Here is a 15,843-nt window from a genome sequence, read left to right on the forward strand (position 1 = left end):
CATGCGGCCAGACTCCCCCCGGCGTGCGCCGCCCGCAACCGGAGCTGCTCCGGGGGTGCGACGCCGTACGGGCCGGTGACCGGCGGCCACGGTCGCACCCCTGGCGGGCGGCCCCGGCTACCCGGCGGCGTCGAGGAGCGCCGCCGCGGTGAAGAGCTCCACCCCGGCCGTGATGGCCGACTCGTCGACGTCGAAGTCGCCCTGGTGCAGGTCACGGCCGACCCGGTCGCCCGGTGTGCGGACACCGAGGCGGGCCATGGCGCCGGGGACGTGCTCCAGGTACCAGGAGAAGTCCTCGCCGCCCAGGCTCTGCTCGGTGCCCTCGACGGAGTCGGCGCCCCGGCGGGCCGTCATGGCCTCGTGCAGCAGCTCGGTCGCGGCCGGGTCGTTCACCACCGGCGGGACCCCGCGGATGTAGTTGATCTCCGACTTCGCGCGGTGCAGATTGGCGACCTCGTCGATCGCGGCGACCACGAGGTCCGGCGCCTGCCGCCAGGTGTCGAGGTCCAGGCAGCGCACGGTCCCGGAGAGCTCGGCATGCTGCGGGATGACGTTGGGCGCATGGCCGGAATCGATCCGTCCCCAGGTCACCGCGAGACCACTGCGGGCGTCCGTGCGCCGCGCGACCAGCGCGGGCACGTCGGTGACGACCCGGGCGGCCGCGGTGACGAGGTCGGTCGTCAGATGAGGCCGGGCGGTGTGCCCGCCGGGCCCGTCGAGGGCGATTTCCAGCCGGTCGCACGCCGAGGTGATCGCGCCCTGCCGCAGGCCGATCTTCCCGGCGTCCACCTTGGGGTCGCAGTGCACGGCGAGGATCCGGCCGACCCCGTCGAGCCCCCCGCACTCGACGACGTCGGCGGCGCCGCCCGGGAGCACCTCCTCGGCGGGCTGGAAGATCAGCCGGACGGGGCGGGGCAGCTCGCCGCGCGCGAGCAGGTCGGCCAGGACCAGTCCGGCACCCAGGACGACGGCCGTGTGGACGTCGTGGCCGCAGGCGTGCGCCCGGTCGGGCACCGTCGAGCGGTACGGGCAGTCACTCTTCGTGTCCGGGATGGGCAGGGCGTCGATGTCGGCGCGCAGCGCGAGCATGGGCCGGCCGCCGTCGAACTCCCCGATGTCGCAGATGAGCCCGGTTCCGATCGCGAGGACGCGGGGCTTCAGGCCGGCCTTCTCCAGGCGGGCCTTGATCGCCGCGGTCGTACGGAACTCCTGGTTGCCGAGCTCGGGGTGCATGTGCAAGTCGCGCCGGAACTCGATGAGTTCGGCACGGAGCGCCTCCGGCAGGGCGCCGGGGAGGAACGCTTCCCCTGGTTGATCGGCCTCGGACTCTGGGGACATCAGTTGGTTCACCCTCTGAAGGGTAGGACGCCGAGGTGGCCAACTGACCCTCGATCAACAAAAGTTCAACCCGTTTGGGGAAGAAAATCTGGCCGCCCGACGCATAGGTATCGGTTTGGGTGGGTAAACTCGCCCGGCTTTCCGTCGAGTCGATCATGGAATCGACGGAGAGTGACGATGTCGACCCTCCACACTCCACGGATACCACGCCACGGACAGAACCGTCGGTTGTGTTCACCTGTCGGGACCGCGGACCCCCGGTGAACTCCCGGACGCCCGTCCGCCGGCCGCACTAGGGTGCGCCCCGTGACCGCCGAGTACCCCACGCCCTTCGATGACACCGATTTCCTCGAGGCCACTCGTGCCTCGTACGACGCCATCGCCGCCGCCTACACCGACCGCTTCTCCGACTGGCCGGCCGCCGGCAGCCCCCTGGACCGGTCCCTCGTCGGCGCCTTCGCCGAGCTGGCCCGCGAGCACGCCCCGGCGCCCGTCGCGGACCTGGGCAGCGGCCCCGGCTCCGTCACCGCCCATCTGCACGCGCTGGGCACGCCGGTCTTCGGTGTCGACCTCTCGCCCCGGATGGTGGCCCTGGCCCGCCGCGCCCACCCCGAACTGCGGTTCCACGTGGGCTCGATGACCTCACTCGACCTGCCGGACGAGACGCTGGGCGGGATCCTCGCGCTGTACTCGCTGATCCATGTCCCGGACGGCCACCTGCCCGCGACGCTCGCCGAGTTCCACCGGGTCCTGCGGCCCGGGGCTCCGGTGCTGCTGGCGTTCCAGTCCGGTGACACCGGGGACCGGCTGCACCTGAGCGAGCGGTTCGGCCAGGAGATCGCGCTGGACTACCACTGGCGCACGCCGGACAGCGTCGTCGCACACCTGCTCGACGCGGGGCTGCGGCTGTACGCGCGGACCGTGCGGGAACCGGACGGCGAGGAGAAGCGCCCGCGCGTCTTCCTCCTCGCCGAGAAACCGCCTGCCGGAGGGCGCTGACGCGCCCCGCTCCGGCCTCAGACCGCGCTGACCGCCGACAGCCGGTGCACGTCGCGGGCCGTCCCCGTGACCCCGGACAGGAAGCCCTGGGCGCGCGGCGAGGCGTTCTCCGTCAGCCACGCGGGGTCGATGTCGCAGACCGCCACGCGTACGTCCGTACCGGTGAGGGCCAGCGGCAGGGTGTGCACGACGGTCGACGGAAAACTCAGGATCGTACGGCCTATGGGGCCGCGGCGGGCGATCAGCTCCAGCGGGAGGTCCGGGCGCACGATCTCCAGGCCGGTCTCCACCGCCAGCCGGTGCAGTTTCTCCGCGCTCTCGCGGCGGTGGGCGAAGTAGCGGGTGGCGCCGTGCGCCTTGGCCAGCGAGCGGACCGCCTCCAGATAGCGGTCGCCGTCGACCACGCCGGTCTCGACGAGGGACGTGCCGACCATGTCCGCGCCCTTGGTGATGCGGGGCGGCCCGAAGCGGTCGCGGGTCCAGGCGAAGGTGTTGGCGGTGACGGTCACGCCCTCGGGCGTCACGTCCATCGGCATCGAGGAGAAGATCTCGACCCGGCGGCGCTCGCTCGGCGTGAGGCGCTTGCGGGCGGCGGAGGAGACGGGGGCGAAGACCAGATCGCGGGGGCCGGGACGGCCGCCCTTGCGGTGCCAGCGCACCAGGCGCTCACCGCGGGCCAGCTGCGTGACGAACTCCATGGTGGCGGTGCCGTCGTCGACGACGACGATGTCGCGGGCCTTGGTGATGGTCAGCAGCAGCTGGACGTACCGGGAGAACGGGTCGCCGAGAACCACCCGATCGGCCCTGCGGAGCAGGCCGGTGAGGCCGCCGATGGTGTGGAAGGGCGCGGCGGGGCCGCCCCGTGCCTCCTCCCAGCGCACCTCGTGTCCGTCCTCGCGGGCGAGTTCGGCCATCCGGCGCAGCTGGCCACGGGTCATGGGGTCGATCGGGGAGAGGACGACGAGGGTGAGTCCCGCGCCGAGGGTGTGCTCGCGGGCGTGCGCCCACTCCAGCACGTTGAGGAGCTGTACCGGACTCTCGACGAAGGCGAGAGTGTGGGGGCCGGTGTTCCCGGCTCGGGTGCTCATCGACGTACGACCTACCCGTCGTAAGGCGCTCATGCGGCGCTCGTATTCAGCTCGTGTGGAAGGAGCTCGAAGGGGCACCGAGTCCGAGCGCCCGCGGACGGGACACTCGGACTCGGTGCACTACTGAACTCGGTGCGTTCGGGTCAGACCTGAACCGGCTCGCCCGCGGCGGCGGCGATCTCGGCCTCGGCGACCACACCGGCGACACGGCGCAGCTTCTTCATCGGGCCGAGCTCGGAGTCGTAGACCTTCTTGACGCCGTCACCGAGGGACTCCTCGATGGTGCGGATGTCGCGCACGAGGCGGGTCAGGCCCTGCGGCTCGACCGAGGCGGCCTGGTCCGAACCCCACATGGCGCGGTCCAGGGTGATGTGACGCTCGACGAAGGTCGCCCCGAGCGCGACCGCGGCGAGGGTGGTCTGCAGGCCCGTCTCGTGGCCGGAGTAGCCGATCGGGACGTTCGGGAACTCCTTCTCCAGCGTGTTGATCGCGCGGAGGTTCAGCTCCTCGGCCTTCGCCGGGTAGGTGGAGGTGGCGTGGCACATGAGGATGTTGTCCGAGCCGAGGACCTCGACCGCGTGGCGGATCTGCTTCGGCGTCGACATGCCGGTGGAGAGGATGACGGCGCGGCCGGTGGCGCGCAGGGCGCGCAGCAGCTCGTCGTCGGTGAGGGACGCGGACGCGACCTTGTGGGCCGGGACGTCGAACTTCTCCAGGAAGGCGACGGCCTCGGTGTCCCACGGGGAGGCGAACCAGTCGATGCCGCGCTTCTTGCAGTGCTCGTCGATCTGGCGGTACTCGTCCTCACCGAACTCCACACGGTGGCGGTAGTCGATGTAGGTCATCCGGCCCCAGGGGGTGTCGCGCTCGATGTCCCACTGGTCGCGCGGGGTGCAGATCTCCGGGGTGCGCTTCTGGAACTTGACGGCGTCGCAGCCGGCCTCGGCGGCCACGTCGATGAGCTTGAAGGCGTTCTCCAGCTCACCGTTGTGGTTGATGCCGATCTCGCCGCAGATGTAGACGGGCTTGCCGGGGCCGACCTCGCGCGAACCGAAGTTGCGGATGCGGGAGTTGGTGCTCATGGCTGAAGGTTCCTTACTTGGTGAGGGAATCGAGAGAGGGGCCGAGGATCCAGCTGGCGATCTCTCGGATGGCGCCGTCACCGCCGGGTGTGGCCGTGACCGCGCGTGCGGCGCCGCGCACGACGTCGTGGGCGCTCGCGACCGCCACGGGCCAGCCCACGAGGGCGAAGCACGGGAGGTCGTTGACGTCGTTGCCGACGTAGAGCACGCGCTCAGGCGCGATGCCCTGCTCCTCGCACCATTGCTTGAGGGCGAGGTCCTTCCGGTCGATGCCGTGCAGCACGGGAATCTGCAGCTTCCGTGCGCGGGCGGCGACGACCGGGTTCTGCTCCGTGGACAGGATCAGCATCTTCAGGCCCGACTTGCGCAGGGCCGCGATGCCGAGGCCGTCTCCGCGGTGCACGGAGACGAACTCCTTTCCATCGGCATCGATCAGCACCCTGTCGTCCGTCTGGGTGCCGTCGAAGTCCAGTACGACCGCGTCGATGTCGTCGACGGTCGGGAGGGCGCCGGGACGGTCCGCGTCGAACAGCGGAGCGAGGGCCCGGGCGCGGGCCAGGTCGTGGGGATCGTCGATCTCCAGGACCCGGGCGGGGTCGGTGCGCACGAGTTCGGTGCGGCCGAAGAAGCGGTGCTTGTGCTCGCGGAAGCCGCTCGCGTTCATCGCGTAGGCGGCGCCGGTCTCCAGGAAGTCCTGGGGGCGGTCCTGGCGGCGCGGGCGGAAGGACTTGTCGTGGTTGACGCCGAAGCCGCCGCCGGCGGCCGCGCGTTCGGTCTCCGCGGGTTCGTCGTCGCCGTGCCGCCACACGAAGCCGTGGAAGGGCGCGACGGTCAGGGAGGTGTCGGCGCCGTTCGCGACGATCGCCTTGACCACGGCGTCGATGTCCTCGCGGACGATGAACGGGCTGGTGCACTGCACGAGGAGCACCACGTCCACGGGGGCGCCGTGCAGCGTCTCGTGCGCGTCCATCGCGTGCAGCACGGCCGCCTCGGAGGTGGCGGTGTCGCCGGCGATGGCGGCGGGGCGCAGCACGACCTCGGCGCCGGCCTGCCGGGCGGCGGCCGCGATGCCCTGGTCGTCGGTGGAGACGACGACGTCCGTCACCAGCCGGCTGGCCCGGCACTCGCGCACCGCGCGGGCCACGAGCGGCACACCGCCGACGGGCATCAGGTTCTTCGCGGGCACGCCCTTGGAGCCGCCGCGCGCGGGAATCACGGCGAGCACCCGTGGCACCGAAGTGCCTTGACCTGCTTCCGAGTTGGACATGGGCTCCACTCCTTGGGCTCTTTGCAAAGGCTTCAGGGCGCGTCCCGGCGCCCCGGTCGGATCGCTCACAGCTCCCCCATCCGCCGGATGACGGGCGCCACGCGCTGCACGCCGTGCCGGTAGGCGCCGCGTGCCGCCCGGCGCACTATCTGGCGGACGGGGCCGGGCTCCCGGTCATGGGCGGGGGCGCCGGGCAGCGGGCTGCCGTCCGGGCCGAGGTGGTGGCGGGCGAGGATGCCGGGCAGATAGCCGGGCGCGGTGGCCGGCGTGTAGTACGGCGTGAGGGCGGGCAGTCCGCCGGGCCGCTCGAGCAGCTTGGCGATGCGCTCGCGGGCCGGGTCGAAGGCGGTGGCGTACGAGCCGTCGGCGCACACGCCCTGGCGGGAGACCCATTCCTCGTTGGGCGTCGGCCGGTGCCCCTCGTCGAGCTGGTCCCAGGAGGCGAGGCAGCCGGAGCCCACGAAGTGGTGGTTGCCGAGCATCTCGCGCACGCCGAGGTCGGTGAGGACGACGGTGGGGATTCGGCGGTGCAGCGACTCCAGCGCCGCCGTGGAGCTGATGGTGACCATCAGGTCCGTGCGGTCGAGGACCTCACCCATGTTGCCGTACACCAGTTTGAAGTTGGCCGGCGGTTCGAGCCGCTGGACCAGCTTCTGGTACGGCAGTTCCTCGATGTGCGTGGTGTGCTCGCCCGGCTTGGACCGCAGCTTCAGCAGCACCTCTCGCTCGGGGTGCTTGCGGGCGTGCTGGATGAGCCGGTTCAGCAGGTACGTACGGTCCTTGCGGCTGTCCGGCACGGAGGGCTGGGCCGCGAAGACGACCGTGTACGGGTCGTGCTCGCCGGTGTAGGGCTCCCCGCCGAGGAACGGCAGGGCGACCTCGGTCACCGAGGAGGAGTCGGCGCCCACTCCCTCGTACACCGCGCGGAAGCGCTCGGCGTCCTGGCGGGAGTTGGCGAGGACGAGGTCCGCGCCGTGCCGCAGGAGCAGGCCGTCGGCGAGCTTCTCGTAGACGACGCCGACGTAGCCGGTGACGACGACGGGTCGGTCGGAGCGGCCCTCCCACACCCGCTTCAGGCCGTGCAGCACGGCCTGTACGCCGCCGCCCACGAGGGCGAGCACCAGGACGTCGTACTGCTCCTTCGCCATGACGCGCAGGAACTCGACGGCGCTGACCTCGCTCAGGGAGTCGGCATGCACGCCCACTTCCTGGAGCTGGCGGGCGGTGGGGGTGGCCCGGCCACGCAGCAGGAAGCCGTCCAGACGGATGTCCGAATCCTCCGGAGCGATACGGTTCGCGGTGAGCGCGCCCCATTTCCACCGGGTGTCGGAGTCCGCCAGTACGGCCACTCGTCGGGTCTTCTTCGCACTTGCTGGCACGTCGTTGACGCTAGGAAGCGATTTCAAGGTTCTCACCAACCAGAATGCAACAAACGGTTAACAGCACATCGACTAACGACGAAGCGAGGCCAGAAGTCGTTGAAAAAAAGCCCGGTTCACTGCATCGCCACGTGTCGTTCACCTGACATCAAGCTGCGAGTAAAGACGGATGCCGGACCGACCCCTAACGTCCCTCACGTGGTCAAGCTCTCCGTCATCGTGCCGTTCTACAACGTGCAGCAATACGCGCCAGACACCCTGAAGAGCCTGCGTGCGAACACACGTGAGGACTTCGAGTTCATCCTCGTCGACGACTGCTCGACGGACGGGACACCGGACATCCTCGCGCGCGCGGAGCGCGAGCTGCCGGGCGCCGTACTCGTCAGACACGAGCAGAACGGAGGGCTGGCCACCGCGCGGAACACCGGGATCGAGAAGGCGCGTGGCGAGTACCTGACGTTCCTGGACGGCGACGACTGGCTCGCTCCCGGTTACTTCCCGCAGCTGCTGTCCGCCATCCAGGAGTTGGGGTGCGACTTCGTGCGCACCGACCATGTGCAGTCCACGGGGCGTGCGCGCAGCATCCACCGGGTGCCGCACGGCCGGCGCTGGACGGTGATGAACCCGCGCGAGGCGATCCTCCCCGCCGACCGCTCGACGTCGGTGGACTACGCGTACGCCTGGGCGGGCATCTACCACCGCCGCCTGGTCGACCGCGGAATCCTCCAGTTCACCCACGGGCTGCGCACCGCCGAGGACCGGCCGTGGATCTGGAAGCTGCACCGGGAGGCGGAATCCTTCGCCGCGGTGGGACTGCTCGGTGTCTACTACCGGCGCGGAGTGGCGTCCTCACTCACCCAGATCGGTGACGTCCGGCAGCTCGATTTCATTCGGGCGTTCGACCAGGTAATCGAGGAAACGGCGCGTGACCCGGAGGCAGATAAGCTGCTTCCGAAAGCCGTGCGCACCTATTGCGCGATCATGGCTCATCACCTGGGACAAATCGAGAGGTTCGAACCCGCCGTGGCTCGAAAACTGCGCTCGATGAGCGCCTCCGCTCTGAAAAGAATGCCGCAGGACGTGCTCACGGAGGTAATGGACTCGATGGACGCGCAGCGCGCGGCCCGGCTGCGGCGCGTGCGCCGCAGGGCTGTCGGGGCCCGGACGGTGGCCGCCTGATGCCTCGCACCACCCAGATCTTCTGCGCCTCGACGCTCTACGGCGCCGCGACCCTCGCGGCCGCCCTGGACGCCGGGCTGTTCGAACCGGCCGACCGCCGGCTGCTGCTGGTCACCAACAACGCGACCAACCCCGAGATCACCCCGTCCGTGGACGCGATGCCGGGCTTCGACCGGCTGCGCGGACGCTTCGACGAGGTGCTGTCGTGGAACCGGACCATCTCCCCGTTCCACCCGAGCGGTTGGTCGCCCCGCGCGGACGACATCCCCATGTGGGAGCGGTACGTACGGCTGCTGTGGAACCTCGGCGACGACGAGATCCAGCTGGCCGTGGAGTCCGTCCAGGTCAATCCGGCGCTCGCGCTGTGCCAGCTGTTCACCGGCGCTCCCGTCGACGTCTACGCGGACGGCCTCATAAGCTATGGCCCCACGCGCGACAAGATCGACCCGCTCGTCGGCACCCGGGTCGGCCGGCTGCTGCACCTCGATCTCGTCCCGGGCCTCACCCCGCTGCTGCTCACCGAGTTCGGCGTCCCGTCCGAACTGGTGCCGTCCGAGGTGTTCCTGAAGGTGCTCGGTGAACTCACCGAGGCGGAGACCGCGCTGCCCGCACCGTCCGGGGGCGACCAGCCCGCGCTGCTGCTCGGCCAGTACCTCTCCGCGCTCGGCATCCTCACCGACGCCGAGGAGGAGGACCTGCATCTGCAGATGGTGCGCGGCGCCGTCGCACTCGGGCACCGCACGCTGGTGTTCAAGCCGCACCCCGTCGCCCCGGCCCGCTGGTCGAAGCTGCTGGAGGACGAGGCGACGAAGCTGGGCGCCGAACTCACCCTGCTGGACCGTCCCGTGCTCGCCGAGGTCGCCTTCCAGCGGCTGCGGCCCGCGCTCGTCGTCGGCTGCTTCTCCACCGGGCTGTTCACCGCCGCGGGTCTGTACGGCCTCCCGGTGGCACGGGTCGGCACGGAGGCCGTGCTGGCCCGGCTCACGCCGTACCAGAACAGCAACCGGGTGCCGCTGACCATCGTCGACGCACTCCTGCCGGACATCGCGGACGCGTCCGCGGTCGGCGGCTGGACGATGCCCTCGCGCGAGCGGGTGGACGAACTGGCCGCGCTGCTGGGCGCGGTCGGCTTCGCGATGCAGCCGAAGATCTACCCGGGGCTGCGCACCGCGGCCGAGGCCTACCTCTCCAAGCATCTGAACCCGCACACCTGGCGCTACTTCAAGCGCAAGCGGCTCACCGCGCTGGCGCTGCCCGGTGCCGTGCCGGCCCAGCTCTCCTTCATCCCGCGCAACGCCACCGTGCGCCGACTGGCGCGGCGGGCCCGTGCGCTGAAGCAGGTCGCCGGCCGAAAGTAACCAAACCGGGGTGGTCGTTCATCCGTGTGACACCTTTGCGCTCCCTGAGCGTCAGCCGTCACTCACCTTTCACCCGTCCGAGGGACATAGCGTTCGGTCGTCGTATGAAATGGCACCGTCCATCACGTACGACTGAACGCACCTCGAGACTCCCAGGAGAAGGGCCCCAGGATGAGCGCGGCTGACCAGGCCACGGCACCGCCGGTGCCGGCGGCACCCAGGCTGAACCAGGTCCTCGCCGAGCCGGTGCCCGTCCGGCCCAAGCGCGAGCACCGGCTGCGCGCCCTGGACGGGCTGCGGCTGCTGGCCGCGCTGATGGTGTGCATGTATCACTTCACCGGCAAGAACGGCGAGGTCGCCACCTCCTGGCACCAGTCCCCCGGGGCGATGTTCCCGACGCTGTCGCAGCTGTCCACCTACGGCAGCCTGGGCGTGCAGTTCTTCTTCGTCATCAGCGGGTTCGTGATCTGCATGAGCAGCTGGGGCCGTACCCTCGGCGACTTCTTCCGCTCCCGGATCTCCCGCCTCTACCCGGCGTACTGGGTGGCCATCGTCATGGTCACCGGCGCCGCGGTGCTGCTGCCGGTGGTCGTCCACCCGGTCCGGCCGGACGAGCTCCTGGTCAACCTCACGATGATGCAGCAGCCGCTGGGCGTGCCGCGGGTCCTGGGCGTGTGCTGGACGCTCTGGGTGGAGCTGAAGTTCTACGTGCTCTTCGCCCTGTTCGTGATCTGGAAGGGCGTCACCTACAAGCGGGTCGTCACCTTCTGCATCCTGTGGACGCTGGCCGGCGCGTTCGCCCGGGTCGCCGACAACCCGCTCACCGACGAGCTGGTGATGCGCGACCACGCCCCGTTCTTCATCGGGGGTCTCGCGCTGTACCTGATCTACCGCTTCGGCAGCGACCTGCTGCTGTGGGGCATCGTCGGCATGTCCTTCCTGCTGGGGCAGCGCTACTCGGTCATGGCGCTGTGGCACCCGGGCGCGCAGGGCGAGTTCCACCGCAACCCGCTGGTCATCCAGGCCATCGTCTTCTGTGCCTTCGCCGCCGTCGCCGTGGTGGCGCTGGGCTGGACGCGCTGGGCCAACTGGAACTGGCTGACGCTGGCGGGCGCGCTGACGTACCCCTTCTATCTGATCCACGAGCACCTGGGCTGGTTCTTCATCCGGGTGCTGCACCGGGGGCTGGGGCTCGGGTCCTACGCGACGCTGGCGCTGTCCGTGCTGAGTCTGCTGACGCTGGCGTATCTGATGCACCGGTTCGTGGAGAAGCCGTTCGGGCCCCGGCTGAAGCGGGCGCTGCCGGCGGTGCGGCTGCGCTAGCCGCTGGACCCGGCGGGCCGAGTTCCGCCGCGGGTCGGTGGGGGCTGGTCACGCAGCTCTCCGCGCCTCTGGTGGGGCGGGGCGCTGCGCGCCTCCCACCCCACCCACACACGAACGGCGCCCCTCCCCTGTCGGGGAGAGGCGCCACACACTTTTCGGGACCGTCCGTTACTTCCGCGTCGTCTGCCGCAGCTGTCGTACCGCTCTGCGGACCGCCGGGTGGCGGCGCAGGGCCTCCGCGCGGACCGGGCTGCCGCCGGGCAGGCGCAGGCTGGTGAGGCGGCGGCGCTTGAAGTAGTGCTGGTAGCGGGCCAGGTTGGCGCCGAGCCAGGCGGTGACCTCGTCGCGCACGCCGTGGTGCTTGCGGGACTGCATGCAGTAGCCGACGCTGCGCACCAGCGGTGCCAGCTCCTCGGCCATGCCGGCGAGTTCGAGCGGGGCGCCGATCTCGGCGTTCTCCGCGTCGGGCAGCGCCGCGTCGATGATGGTCAGCGGGATGCGGTTGCTGTTCTCGTACGGCGTGATGCGTTCGAGGAGCATGTCCGTGCCGACCCGGGCGACCGGGATGCCGTAGAAGGCGGCGGCGGTCATCAGCGCGGTGGAGAAGCAGCCGATGACGAGCTTCGGCTTCAGGAAGGCGAAGACCGTCTCGGCGAGGACCGGCTCGTTGAGCACCGTGAGGTTGACGCCGAGTTCGGCGGCGACCGCCTCCAGGGACTCGTTGAAGACGGCCGGCGCACTCGGGTGGGGCTTGAACAGCACGTCCTGGTGACCGGCCCGGGCGGCGGCGCGCAGCATGCGGATGTGCAGCTGCTCCTCCTCGTCCTGGCTGATCAGCTCGATGGCCGAGAGGTACTGGCCGAGGAGGACGGCGGTGGGCGGGTTGTCGGCCGGGAGGCGCTCCGCGAGGATGCCGGCGCCGGACTCGCCGATCTGCGCGAGGACGTCGACGATGGCCTCGTTCGGGACGGCCTCGGGCGTGACGCCGTACTCGGACAGCAGCATGGGCGTCAGACCGGGCACCAGGTCCAGGTGCAGGACGCGCTTGATGCGGCTGCTCATGCCGTGCGGGATGCGGTTGCGGGTGGGGCCGTAGCTCATCAGGCCGTCCGCGTACACGTGGATCGGGCTGTCCGCGAAGATGTCCGCGACCGCGCGCGAGGGGTTGGCCTGGATCGACTCACAGGCGATCTCGACGGGCTCGTCGCCCAGGTTCCAGGCGAGGCGTACGGCCTTCTCCCACAGCAGGGTGTCCTGGCCCCGGGGCGACCAGCCGGCCGGGTGGTGCGGGGAGATGAACTCGTTCCAGGAGCGCACCTCGTCGAACTCGGGGCGCAGCTTCTCGAAGCCGGCCATCCGGTCCAGCGGGGTGCCGACCTCGGGGATCGCGGCGGTGTTGCTGACGACGAGGATGCGGCGGACGCCCTCGCGCGGGCCGAACTGCCCGGCGCGTAGGGCGGCGGTGACCGTCGCGGCCGCGTACTGCGTGGCCGAGAAGAAGATCTGGATCATGCCGCCACTCCCTTCATGCCACCCCGTATCCGGCGCAGCATGTACACGCGCTCCTCGCCCATCCCGACGAGGGCTTCCTCCAGCTCGTCCTCCGACATCCTGCCCAGCGCCTCGGCGGCCATCTGCTTCAGGCGGGCGGCGATGCTGCGTTCGAATCGGCCGCGGCTGAGCAGTTGGTGGGCGATGACGACGCAGTAGTTGCGCAGCGCCTTCTTGCGCAGCTTGCCCACCTCGGGGTCGTCGGCGAGTTCGGCGAGGACCAGGTCGAAGGAGCGGAAGAAGTCCAGCTGGCGCACATCGCCGATCTGGGTCAGCGAACTGGCCACGCCCCGGCGGTAGAAGACACCGCGCAGGCTGGCGACCGCGTAGGAGTCGGCCCTGCGGTGCAGGTCCCAGATCCAGGGGCGGTCCTCGGCGGTCTTCAGGCCGTCGTGGAAGCGCAGCATGCCCTTGTCGAGGAGGCGGCGGTGGTAGACGCCGGCCCAGGCGTAGGGGTAGTCGACCATGGTGGTGTCGTCGACGGGGAGGATCGAGGTGCGCGGGTCGAGGGCGATGTGCCGGCGGCCCTCGGGGGCCCGGTGCACGGTCCGTTCGATTCCGGTGACCTGGACGTGGTCGGTGCGTACGAAATCGACGTCGAGGCGCTCGATGGCGTCCGTCAGATCCGCGAGGTAGCCCGGAGCCAGCCAGTCGTCGCCGTCGAGGAAGGTGAGGTAGCGGCCTTCCGAGGCGTCGATGCCGGTGTTGCGCGCGGTGGCCAGTCCGCCGTTCTTCTCGTGCCGTATCACCCTGCTGTTCTTCAGTCTCTTCGTCAGCGTCAGCAGCGCTTCGTACGTCTTGTCCTTGGTGGACCGGTCCTCGACGAAGATGAACTCGAAGTCGTCCCGTTCGTTGTTGACCAGGCTGGTCACCGTCTCGGGTACGTACGACTCGATGTTGTAGCAGGGGACGATCACGGACAGTGTCGGGGGGTTGGTCACGCGTACACCTGGGCTCTCTCCGGGGCGGATCCCTGCGACCGTAGGAGACGTTCGACGCCGGACATTGTCTCCTCGGCGGCCATCAGGTGAACGAAAAGTAACGGCCCGCCCTCCTTTTTCGAGAATCAACGATGCGGCGCCGCACACACGTCCCCATCGGCGCGACCATCGATCGGTTCGACGAATACGGGTGCCCGCAGGCTCTCACCGGACCCCGTACCGCGCCTCGATCCCGGCGATCACGAGGGCCAGCCCTTCCTCGAAGTGCCGTTCGTAGTCCGCGAAGATCTCCGCGCCCGCCTGGGCCGCCAACGGGAAGTCGGCCATCAGACGGGCACGCTCGTCGATGTCGTAGCCCTCTCGGCGCTCCCCCGGCAGCGGCTCGACGCCCTGTTCCTCGGTGACGAAACCGAGGGTGTAGAGGTACGTCGTCGAGGTCGCCCGGACCGCGTCGGCCAGCGCGAAGCCCGCGGCCGTGAAGAGGCGCAGGGTGTCCTCCATCTGCTCGGCGTGCACCGCGCCCGTGAAGCGTGAGCCGCTGAAGACCTTGGCGCCGTCGCGGTAGCCGAGCAGCGCCGAGCGCAGTCCGCGGTTCGCCTTGAGCAGCCGTTCCTGCCAGGTGTCGCCGGGATCCAGGGGCGTGCCGGCGATCATGCGGCGGTACATCTCCGTGGCCATCTCGTCGAGCAGCGCCTGCTTGTCCTTGAAGTGCCAATACAGGGCCGGCGCCTTGACGTCGAGCTCCTTGGCGATGGCGCGCAGGGTCAGCCCGTCCAGGCCGGCCTCGTTCAGCAGCGCGAGGGCGGTGTCCGCGACGCGCCTGCGGTCGAGCGGGGCTCGTCGTTCCGTAGTCACGCTTGACAGCTTAACGGCGTTAAGGGCACGCTCATAGCGGAAGGCACTTAACAACGTTAAGGGGGGAATGGCATGAACACCGACGTTATGTCTGCGGACGTACTGATCGTGGGCGCGGGCCCGACGGGGCTCACCCTCGCCATCGACCTCGCCCGGCGGGGCGTGGACGCGCTGGTCGTGGAGCGGTCCGGGGAACTGTTCCCGGGCTCCCGCGGCAAGGGCATCCAGCCGCGCACGATGGAGGTCTTCGACGACCTGGGCGTGCTCGACGCGATCCGCGCGGCGGGCGGCACCTACCCGGTCGGGATGATCTGGCAGGACGGGCGGCGGGTCGGCGAGCACCACATGTTCGACCCCGCCGAGGCGAGCGAGGACTCCCCGTACGACGAGCCGTGGATGGTCCCGCAGTGGCGGACGCAGCGCATCCTGTTCGAACGGCTGGAGGAACTCGGCGGGAGGGTCGCCTTCGGTCTGGAGGCGGTCGGGATCGAGCAGGACGAGGACGGGGTGACGGTCCGCTTCACGACGGGCGGCCGCGTGCGCGCCCGCTATGCCGTCGCCGCCGACGGCGGCCGCTCGGTGGTGCGGCGGGCCCTCGGCATCGGCATGGCCGGCGAGACGGTCGACCCGAATCCGGCGCTGGTCGCGGACGTCAGGATCACCGGCCTGGACCGCGACAACTGGCACATCTTCCCGCCCCGCGCGGACGACGGCTACCTGGCGATCTGCCCGCTCGCGGGCACCGAGGACTTCCAGGTCGCCGCCCAGTTCCCGGACGGCACCGCGGTGGACCTCTCCCTGGAGGGCATCCGCAAGCTCGTCGCCGCGCGCTCGCACCTGGCGCCGGAGGACGTGACCGAGGTGCGGTGGGCCTCGGACTTCCGCCCCCGGGCCGCCCTCGCGGACCGGTTCCGCGACGGGCGGGTGTTCCTCGCCGGGGACGCCGCGCACGTGCACTCGCCGGCCGGCGGGCAAGGGCTCAACACCAGCGTGCAGGACGCCTACAACCTGGGGTGGAAGCTGGGCGCGGTCCTGCGGGACGGGGCGGACGAGGCCCTGCTGGCGACGTACGAGGAGGAACGTCGCCCCATCGCCGCGGACATGCTCGGACTGTCGACCAGCGTGCACCGGGGCGAGGTGCGCCGCGGAAAGGCGACGCGTCAGCTGGGCCTCGGGTACCGGGAGTCGAGCCTGACGGCGGAGACCCGGCGGGCCCCGGCGGCCCTGCGGGCGGGCGACCGCGCACCGGACGGCACGCTGGGCGGCGTACGCCTCTTCGACGCCTTCCGGGGTCCGCACTGGACGCTGGTGGCGGTCGGGGCGGAGGCACCGGAGCCGCCCGGCTCGGTCGCCGTGGTCCGCGGCCCGGCGCAGGAGTCTTACGGGACGGGCCTGTTCCTGGTGCGGCCGGACGGCTATGTGGGCTGGGCCGGCGACACGGGCGACGGACTGCCGAGGTACCTGGCGCGCGCCGGCCTGTAGT

Annotated in this window: 13 protein-coding genes; 5 read left to right on the forward strand and 8 right to left on the reverse strand. The window is 70.6% G+C overall.

The features are described from left to right. Positions 1–117: 117 nt before the first annotated feature. A complete protein-coding gene (locus ACGFW6_RS30420) occupies positions 118–1,338 on the reverse strand; it encodes a M20 family metallopeptidase (RefSeq protein ID WP_393516793.1) in 1,221 nt (406 codons plus the stop codon). A 306-nt stretch (positions 1,339–1,644) separates the two neighbouring features. Between ACGFW6_RS30420 and ACGFW6_RS30425 the strand changes: the two genes are divergently transcribed. Next, positions 1,645–2,337: a methyltransferase domain-containing protein gene (locus tag ACGFW6_RS30425; protein ID WP_393516796.1), complete on the forward strand. Its 693-nt coding sequence runs from the start codon at positions 1,645–1,647 to the stop codon at positions 2,335–2,337. Between the two features lie 17 nt (positions 2,338–2,354). Here ACGFW6_RS30425 and ACGFW6_RS30430 read toward each other — a convergent pair whose 3' ends face one another. From ACGFW6_RS30430 to ACGFW6_RS30445, 4 genes are all read right to left on the reverse strand, one after another. Beyond that, complete coding sequence (locus ACGFW6_RS30430; protein WP_393516799.1) at positions 2,355–3,425, reverse strand: hypothetical protein; 1,071 nt, start codon at positions 3,423–3,425, stop codon at positions 2,355–2,357. Positions 3,426–3,568: 143 nt separating this feature from the next. Next, positions 3,569–4,507, reverse strand: coding sequence for an N-acetylneuraminate synthase family protein (locus ACGFW6_RS30435; RefSeq protein WP_393516802.1), 939 nt, complete (start codon positions 4,505–4,507; stop codon positions 3,569–3,571). Positions 4,508–4,520: 13 nt separating this feature from the next. Beyond that, on the reverse strand, positions 4,521–5,774 hold the full coding sequence (locus ACGFW6_RS30440; protein ID WP_393516805.1) for a cytidylyltransferase domain-containing protein: 1,254 nt from the start codon (positions 5,772–5,774) through the stop codon (positions 4,521–4,523). Between the two features lie 65 nt (positions 5,775–5,839). Beyond that, the gene (locus ACGFW6_RS30445; protein ID WP_393516808.1) at positions 5,840–7,153 is read right to left on the reverse strand and encodes a DUF6716 putative glycosyltransferase; all 1,314 of its coding nucleotides are present in this window, start codon (positions 7,151–7,153) and stop codon (positions 5,840–5,842) included. Positions 7,154–7,351: 198 nt separating this feature from the next. Between ACGFW6_RS30445 and ACGFW6_RS30450 the strand changes: the two genes are divergently transcribed. From ACGFW6_RS30450 to ACGFW6_RS30460, 3 genes are all read left to right on the forward strand, one after another. Continuing rightward, positions 7,352–8,332, forward strand: coding sequence for a glycosyltransferase family 2 protein (locus ACGFW6_RS30450; protein WP_393516811.1), 981 nt, complete (start codon positions 7,352–7,354; stop codon positions 8,330–8,332). Further along, complete coding sequence (locus ACGFW6_RS30455; protein ID WP_393516814.1) at positions 8,332–9,690, forward strand: polysialyltransferase family glycosyltransferase; 1,359 nt, start codon at positions 8,332–8,334, stop codon at positions 9,688–9,690. The genes ACGFW6_RS30450 and ACGFW6_RS30455 overlap by 1 nt, the downstream gene beginning before the upstream one ends. A gap of 171 nt (positions 9,691–9,861) precedes the next feature. Continuing rightward, positions 9,862–11,013 (forward strand): acyltransferase family protein, encoded by a 1,152-nt coding sequence (locus ACGFW6_RS30460; RefSeq protein WP_393516817.1) that lies wholly within the window; start codon positions 9,862–9,864, stop codon positions 11,011–11,013. Positions 11,014–11,181: 168 nt separating this feature from the next. On the opposite strand, the gene ACGFW6_RS30465 is transcribed toward ACGFW6_RS30460, so the two are convergent. From ACGFW6_RS30465 to ACGFW6_RS30475, 3 genes are all read right to left on the reverse strand, one after another. After that, entirely contained in the window at positions 11,182–12,525 is a 1,344-nt protein-coding gene (locus ACGFW6_RS30465) for an alpha-2,8-polysialyltransferase family protein (protein WP_393516820.1), read from the reverse strand. Beyond that, positions 12,522–13,505: a glycosyltransferase family 2 protein gene (locus ACGFW6_RS30470; RefSeq protein WP_393516822.1), complete on the reverse strand. Its 984-nt coding sequence runs from the start codon at positions 13,503–13,505 to the stop codon at positions 12,522–12,524. Before ACGFW6_RS30470 ends, ACGFW6_RS30465 begins: the two co-directional genes overlap by 4 nt. A 204-nt stretch (positions 13,506–13,709) precedes the next feature. Further along, positions 13,710–14,360 (reverse strand): TetR/AcrR family transcriptional regulator, encoded by a 651-nt coding sequence (locus ACGFW6_RS30475; RefSeq protein ID WP_393516825.1) that lies wholly within the window; start codon positions 14,358–14,360, stop codon positions 13,710–13,712. A gap of 87 nt (positions 14,361–14,447) precedes the next feature. Here ACGFW6_RS30475 and ACGFW6_RS30480 point away from each other — a divergent pair, with 87 nt between their 5' ends. After that, positions 14,448–15,842: an FAD-dependent oxidoreductase gene (locus ACGFW6_RS30480; protein WP_393517108.1), complete on the forward strand. Its 1,395-nt coding sequence runs from the start codon at positions 14,448–14,450 to the stop codon at positions 15,840–15,842. Position 15,843 lies beyond the last annotated feature (1 nt).

The sequence above is a fragment of the Streptomyces sp. Y7 genome (assembly GCF_043195415.1).
Lineage (GTDB): Bacteria > Actinomycetota > Actinomycetes > Streptomycetales > Streptomycetaceae > Streptomyces.